This window comes from Sphingomonas bacterium (assembly GCF_028292945.1).
Lineage (GTDB): Bacteria > Pseudomonadota > Alphaproteobacteria > Sphingomonadales > Sphingomonadaceae > Sphingomonas.
This window is the reverse complement of record NZ_JAQGLJ010000123.1, coordinates 22,518-28,517: the sequence shown is the minus strand read 5'-3', so window position 1 is coordinate 28,517 and position 6,000 is coordinate 22,518. Positions and strand designations below refer to the sequence as shown.

The 6,000-nt window shown below is 67.3% G+C and carries 6 protein-coding genes; 5 read left to right on the top strand and 1 reads right to left on the bottom strand.

Annotation, left to right across the window (positions count from 1 at the left end; genetic code table 11):
• From JWN21_RS13130 to JWN21_RS13110, 5 genes are all read left to right on the top strand, one after another.
• Window positions 1-741, top strand: a 741-nt coding sequence (locus tag JWN21_RS13130) for a hypothetical protein (protein ID WP_299650998.1), incomplete at its 5' end; no start/stop codon positions are given.
• Between the two features lie 41 nt (window positions 742-782).
• Window positions 783-1,682, top strand: coding sequence for a 4-(cytidine 5'-diphospho)-2-C-methyl-D-erythritol kinase (locus JWN21_RS13125; protein WP_299650995.1), 900 nt, complete (start codon window positions 783-785; stop codon window positions 1,680-1,682).
• A gap of 130 nt (window positions 1,683-1,812) precedes the next feature.
• Complete coding sequence (recA, locus tag JWN21_RS13120; protein WP_299651010.1) at window positions 1,813-2,880, top strand: recombinase RecA; 1,068 nt, start codon at window positions 1,813-1,815, stop codon at window positions 2,878-2,880.
• Between the two features lie 230 nt (window positions 2,881-3,110).
• Entirely contained in the window at window positions 3,111-3,938 is an 828-nt protein-coding gene (locus JWN21_RS13115) for a methyltransferase domain-containing protein (RefSeq protein WP_299650992.1), read from the top strand.
• Entirely contained in the window at window positions 3,935-4,558 is a 624-nt protein-coding gene (locus tag JWN21_RS13110; protein ID WP_299650989.1) for a glutathione S-transferase, read from the top strand. The genes JWN21_RS13115 and JWN21_RS13110 overlap by 4 nt, the downstream gene beginning before the upstream one ends.
• Before the next feature lie 77 nt (window positions 4,559-4,635).
• On the opposite strand, the gene JWN21_RS13105 is transcribed toward JWN21_RS13110, so the two are convergent.
• Window positions 4,636-5,967, bottom strand: coding sequence for a dicarboxylate/amino acid:cation symporter (locus JWN21_RS13105; RefSeq protein WP_299650986.1), 1,332 nt, complete (start codon window positions 5,965-5,967; stop codon window positions 4,636-4,638).
• Between the last annotated feature and the right edge of the window lie 33 nt (window positions 5,968-6,000).

Genomic DNA, 6,000 nt, shown 5'->3' with positions numbered 1-6,000 from the left:
GCCGTCGCCGCGGCGGCCGATCCCGTGGAGGTCGCGCGCGGCACCATCAACTCGTCGCTGCCGTCGGTCGCCTGCACCTGGCTCGACATCGTCAAGGTCGAGAAGGCGGGCGACCGGATCGCCGTGGCGCTGACCGGCGTCGCCGGCAACCCCGCCGCCGCGCAGAGCGAGATCAGCCGCGCGCTGTCGTCACAGAAGGTGAGCAATGCGGACCTCGATTTCGAGGCGGTGTCACCGATCACGCAATCCGGGTGCGCCGCGCTCGATGCGTACCGTCAGATCCGCTCGCCCGACGGCCAGCGCCTGTCGGTGCCGCAGCACAAGTTCGAGATGCGGATGCAGCCGCCCGGCACGTCTTACCAGGGCGAGATCGCGGCCAACAGCGTCATCAACGTCAATCCGGGCAGCGGCGACTTCGCGCTGATCGGCATCGAGCCGTCGGGCGCCATCGACATGGAAATCCCGAACCGCGCCGCGTTCGAAGCGATCCCGTCCGCCAACGGCGTTCCCGTCAGCAAGCTCGGTGAGAACCGGTTTCGCCTGCAACTCGATGCAAACCATAGCGGCTGGTCGGGCATCCTGCTGCTGACCGGCAAGGGGCCATTCGATAAAGCACTGGTCGCGCCACCGCTGGGCGCGCGCGGGCCGGACTGGCTCAACAAGTTCGTGTCGGCGGCGGCGGACAAGGGCTGGCAGTCCGACATGGTGTGGTACAAGACGGTGGACGAGGTGAAGGAATAGGCACGCTTGCCGCCGTGCTGGCGGCCGGGCAGGGCAGGACGGTGATCGTCGAAACCGCGCCCGCCAAGATCAACCTCGCGCTCCACATCCGCCGCAAGCGCAGCGACGGCTATCACGACCTGGAAACGATCTTCGCCTTCGCGCGCGACGGCGACGTGGTGACGGCGACGCCGGCGGAACGCGACGGGTTCGACGTCGTGGGGCCGTTCGCGATAGCGTTGACCGGCGCGATGAGTTCCTCCCCGGCGCAAACCGGGGCTCAGTCCGCCGCGCGGGCTCTGATACCCGCGTCAGCCCGAGGTGGGCGGAATCTCGTGACCAAAGCCGCGCTCGCCTTCCGCGCTACCTTCGCCGTTGCCCAACCGCACGCCATCACGCTCGACAAGCGCCTCCCCGTCGCCTCCGGCATCGGCGGCGGCTCGGCCGACGCCGCCGCGACGCTGCGGGCACTCGCACGCCTGCACGAGATCGACCCGCAGGACGCGCGTCTGTTTGCCATCGCCGAGACGCTCGGCGCGGACGTGCCCGCCTGCCTGCTCGGACGCCCGGCCTTTGGCACCGGCAAGGGCGAGCGGCTGGACCCGCTGCCGCTGTTCGGCGACCTGCCGCTGCTGCTCGTCAATCCGCGCGTCGGCCTTGCCACAGCGCCGATGTTCGCCGGCTGGGACGGGCAGGACCGCGGCGGCATTGCCGACGGTGGTACGGTGCTGGCGCGCGCCGCGCAGGGTCGAAACGACTTCACCGCGCCCGCGATCGCCGCGGCGCCGATCGTCGGCGAAGTGCTTACCCTGCTCGAACGCGCGGAAGGATCGTGTTTCGCGCGCATGTCCGGCTCGGGCGCTACCTGCTTCGCGCTGTTCGACAGCATCGCGACTCGCGATCGCGTAGCCAGTGAAGCCGACCGACGCGGCTGGTGGACGCTGCCTAGCACCTTGATCTGACGAGTGTTCCGCACTTGTTCTCGCGGAACGGATGCGGTACAAGGGCGAACGGCGCGTTGAACCACCGACGCGCTTGCTCTAGCAACGGGATCTCTCGATGGCCGCCAATCTGAAAGTGATCGACACCGGCATGGCAACTGCAAAAACCGCTGGCACAAGCGCGAGTGCGACCACCGACCGGCAGAAGGCGCTCGACGCCGCGCTGGCGCAGATCGACCGCGCGTTCGGCAAGGGCTCGGCGATGAAGCTCGGCTCGAAACAGTCGATGGAGGTCGAGACGATCTCCACGGGTTCGCTGGGCCTCGACATCGCGCTGGGTGTCGGCGGTCTGCCGCGCGGGCGCGTGATCGAAGTCTATGGCCCCGAGTCGTCGGGCAAGACGACGCTCGCGCTGCATGTCATCGCCGAGGCGCAGAAGGGCGGCGGCACCGCTGCGTTTGTCGACGCCGAGCACGCGCTCGATCCGGTCTATGCCAAGAAACTGGGCGTCAACATCGACGAGCTGATCGTCTCGCAGCCCGACACCGGCGAGCAGGCGCTCGAGATCGTCGACACGCTGGTCCGCTCCAACGCGATCGACGTGCTGGTGGTCGACTCGGTAGCGGCGCTGGTGCCGCGCGCGGAAATCGAGGGCGAGATGGGTGACAGCCATGTCGGTCTGCAGGCCCGCCTGATGTCGCAGTCGCTGCGCAAGCTGACCGGCTCGATCAGCCGCTCGCGCTGCATGGTGATCTTCATCAACCAGCTGCGCATGAAGATCGGCGTGATGTACGGCAATCCCGAGACCACGACCGGCGGCAACGCGCTGAAGTTCTACGCCTCGGTTCGTCTCGACATCCGCCGCATCGGTGCGATCAAGGATCGCGAGGAAGTGACGGGCAACGCCACGCGCGTGAAGGTGGTCAAGAACAAGGTCGCGCCGCCGTTCAAGCAGGTCGAGTTCGACATCATGTATGGTGAGGGCATTTCCAAGATCGGCGAGATCCTCGACCTGGGGGTCAAGGCCGGGCTGGTCGAGAAGTCGGGCGCGTGGTTTTCCTACGACTCGGTCCGCATCGGTCAGGGCCGCGAGAACTCCAAGGCGTTCCTGCGCGACAATCCCGAGATGGCGGCGCGGCTGGAAAAGGCGATCCGCAGCCGCACCGACAAGGTGGCGGAGGAGCTGATGGTCGGCCCTGCTGAGGACGACGACCTATGATGTACCCTCCTCTACCTTAGGAGGAGAGGAGGAAGCCGCGGGGTTTCCCATTTTCGTGGGTGCCGGCAGCGGCGGAAGGGGAGGGGCAGTCCCTCGGTGACTCGCATCGCCGGCACCGGCAGGTTTGTGAAGGTGCGCCGGCGGTCGCGGATGTTTCGCGCTCAGGGGACCGGATTGATGCGACCACCCAGCTTGAAGCTCCAGAACGCCGGAACGTCAGGTGTGCCCGCATGACTAATGCAATGGACTGGTCGGGCGCGGTTGGCGACGCATGGGCGGCCGAGTGGCGGCGCACCGATCGCAGCTTCTCCAATCTCGCCCCGCACCTCGACCGCGCCATCCTCGCCGCAGCACCGGGGGCCGGGGCAGCGGTGCTCGATATCGGCTGCGGCGCGGGCGGGACGGCGGCAGCGCTGGTGGCAGCACGGCCTGACCTTTCCGTCACCGGCGTCGACATCTCGCCGGGACTGGTCGCGGTCGCCCGTGAGCGCGTGCCCCGTGCGCGGTTTCTGGTCGCCGACGCGGCGAGCGATCCGCTGGATTTCGGCGCGGAGCTCCTCGTTTCGCGGCATGGAGTGATGTTCTTCGCCGATCCGGTGGCGGCATTCACGCGGCTTCGCGCACGGGCAGCGGCGGGCGCGCGCCTGGTCTTCTCCTGCTTCGCTGACCGATCGCGCAACGCGTTTGCCAGCGAACTCCTTGTGACATTGACCGGGACGGTCCCTGTCGACCCAGAGGGCTACGCACCTGGCCCGTTCGGGTTCGCGGACCAAAGCCTGGTTGCCGATATTCTGACTCGCGCCGGCTGGATCATCGAGCCTCCCGTTACGGTCGATTTCGCCTATATCGCGGGCGAGGGTGCGGAACCGGTTGCGGACGCGGCCTCCTTTCTGAGCCGCATCGGCCCGGTCGCCGCTGCCCTCGGGGTGGCGTCCGACCGGGCGGCGCAGCTGTCGCGGTTGACTGCGGCGCTAGCTGCCTATCAGGTGGCCGACCGCGTCCTGTTCCCGGCCTCGGCATGGATCTGGCGCGCCCACGCAGGGGAGCCCGTTTCATGATCACCGTCCACCACCTCGAAAACTCCCGCTCGCAGCGCGTGCTGTGGATGCTCGAGGAACTCGGCCTGCCCTATGCCATCAAACGCTATGAGCGGAACACCAAGACCATGCTCGCGCCACCCGAACTGAAGGCGGTGCATCCGCTCGGCAAGTCGCCGGTTATCGACGATGACGGGCTCGTCGTGGCGGAGACCGGCGCGATTGTGGAATATCTGGTCGAGAAGGCGGACGGACGCCTCGGCCCGCCGCCCCACCGCGACGACGCGCTGCGCTATCGCTTCTGGCTCCACTATGCCGAAGGGTCGCTGATGCCGCCGCTGCTCGTCAAGCTGGTGCTCACGCGCGTGCCGATTTTCGGCAAGCTGGCGATGAAGCGCATTCAGCCCATGATCGACGTCCATCTCGACTATGTCGAGTCCGAGCTGTCCAGGCGGCCATGGTTCGCGGGCGATCAGCTGACCGCGGCCGACATCACGATGAGCTTCCCACTTGAAGCGGCGCGCAGTCGCGCCGGCCTGGATGCGAGCCGCCCTGCGACGATCGCCTGGCTCGACAAGGTCCACGCCCGCCCGGCATACCAGACCGCGCTGAAGAAGGGCGGCCCCTACGCCTATGCCTGACGCTGCCTTGGTCGAGCATGGCTGATAGCTTCCCCGGCTTGCGCCGGGGAAGGCCCATCCAGCCACGCCGGTTCGCCTTAGCCAGTGCGGGGCGGCGGCAGCTCCGCGTAATCGTGGAAGCTGTCCGGCTGCGGCTCATGCATATGCCCCGACGGCGCGCGCGGCGGCTCCTGATCCGGCGGCTCGGGCTTGTCGAGCGCGCCTTCCCACTTGGCGACCACTGCGGTCGCGACCGCGTTGCCGACGACGTTGGTGCCCGTGCGTCCCATGTCGAGGAACTGGTCGACCGCCAGGATCAGCACCAGCCCCGCCTCCGGCAGGCCGAACTGCGCCATCGTGCCTGCGATCACCACCAGTGACGCGCGCGGCACGGCGGCCATTCCCTTGGACGTCAACATCAGCGTCAGCAGCATCGTCACCTGCTGCCCGAACGTCAGATCGATGCCGGCGAGCTGGGCGATGAAGATCGACGCGAACGTCATGTACATCATCGAGCCGTCGAGGTTGAACGAGTAACCCAGCGGCAGCACGAAGCTGGCGATGCGTGGCGGCACGCCGAACCGGTCCAGCGCCTCCAGCGTGCGCGGGTACGCCGCCTCCGATGACGCGGTGGAAAAGGCGAGGAGGATCGGATCGCGGATGTAGCGGATCAGGCTGACGATCCGCGGACCGATCACCAGAAACCCGGCAAAGATCAGCAGCAGCCACAGAATGCCCAGCCCCAGATAGAAGCTGCCGATGAACTTGCCGAAGGTGACCAGCACGCCGAGCCCGTTGGCGGCGATCGCCTTGGTCATCGCCGCGAACACCGCCACCGGCGACACGCGCATGACATAGTTGGTGACGACCAGCATCACCTCGACCAGGCTGTCGATGCCGCGCACGATCGGCGCCGCCTTGTCGCCGATCGCCGTCAAGGCCACCCCGAAGAACACGGAGAAGATGACGATCTGCAGCATCGTCGTGTTCGCCATCGCCTCGACGATCGACTTCGGCACCATCTCGGTCAGCGTCGTGTACATGTCGACATGCTTTGTCTCGATGCCGGAGCTGCCGGTCGCGCTGGCGAGGTCGAGGCCCGCGTTCACCCCCGGCTGCAGCCAGTTGACCAGCACCATGCCCAGCGTCAGCGACACCACCGTCGCCCCCAGGAACCAGCCGATCGTCTTGGCACCGACGCGGCCCAGCGACTTGGTGTCGCCCATGTGGACGATGCCCGCGACCAGCGTCGCGAACACCAGCGGCGCGACGATCATCTTGATCAGCCGCAGGAAGATGTCGGTGATCATCTTGAAGAACTTGTTCGCCTCGACGATCGCCTCGGGCGTCATGCTCGCGTGCATGATCGCGCCGACGACAATGCCGAGCACCAGCCCGATCATGATGTAGAGGGTCAGCCGCTTGGCCATCGATTGCTCCAGAACGTTTCGCCGCACGGAAGG

Excerpts from the sequence above, each read along its gene's own strand:
- recA (WP_299651010.1), top strand. The coding sequence starts at position 1,813 with ATGGCAACTGCAAAAACCGCTGGCACAAGCGCGAGTGCGACCACCGAC.
- JWN21_RS13115 (WP_299650992.1), top strand. The coding sequence starts at position 3,111 with ATGACTAATGCAATGGACTGGTCGGGCGCGGTTGGCGACGCATGGGCG.
- JWN21_RS13110 (WP_299650989.1), top strand. The coding sequence starts at position 3,935 with ATGATCACCGTCCACCACCTCGAAAACTCCCGCTCGCAGCGCGTGCTG.
- JWN21_RS13105 (WP_299650986.1), bottom strand. The coding sequence starts at position 5,967 with ATGGCCAAGCGGCTGACCCTCTACATCATGATCGGGCTGGTGCTCGGC.